Source organism: Sphaerisporangium aureirubrum (assembly GCF_042658925.1).
Lineage (GTDB): Bacteria > Actinomycetota > Actinomycetes > Streptosporangiales > Streptosporangiaceae > Sphaerisporangium > Sphaerisporangium aureirubrum.
The window spans coordinates 1-512 of the sequence record NZ_JBHSRF010000235.1 but is presented as its reverse complement, the minus strand read 5'-3'; the positions used below and the strand labels follow the sequence as shown (position 1 = coordinate 512).

General features: G+C 68.6%; 1 protein-coding gene. It reads left to right on the top strand.

All coding sequences use genetic code 11. The features are described 5' to 3' along the window. Window positions 1–512: zinc-binding dehydrogenase (locus ACFP1K_RS41310; protein ID WP_380764094.1), on the top strand; the 512-nt coding region annotated here is incomplete at both ends.

The window sequence follows — 512 nt, the reverse complement described above, 5'->3', positions numbered from 1 at the left end:
TGGCACGCAAGCCGGCCGGCATCGATCACGTGCACGCCGCCGGGGCGCCCATGTCCCTGCTGACGGCGTGGCAGTTCCTGATAGAACTCGGACACGATCACCCCTCGCCCTTCCAGGCGGCGCGGCATCGCCTGGTGGCACTCGGCGCCGACACGACGGTGCTCGTCAACGGCGCCGCGGGCGGCGTGGGGCACTTCGCACTGCAGCTGGCGAAGTGGAAGGGCGCATGTGTCATCGCGGTGGCATCGGGCGGGCATGAATGGTTCCTGCGCGAGCTGGGCGCCGACGAGTTCATCGACTACACCAAGAGTCGTCCCGAGGAACTCGTGCACGACGTCGACCTTGTTCTCGACGCTGTCGGCGGCCGCGAGAGCAGCCGCTTCCTGCGCACGCTCAAGCACGGCGGCGCCCTGTTCCCCGTGTTCTTCGGCGAGTACGACGACGGGGAGATCGCGAACTTGGGCGTCACGGTCTCGGGCAACCAGGTCCGCTCTAACGGCGCGCAGCTCGCT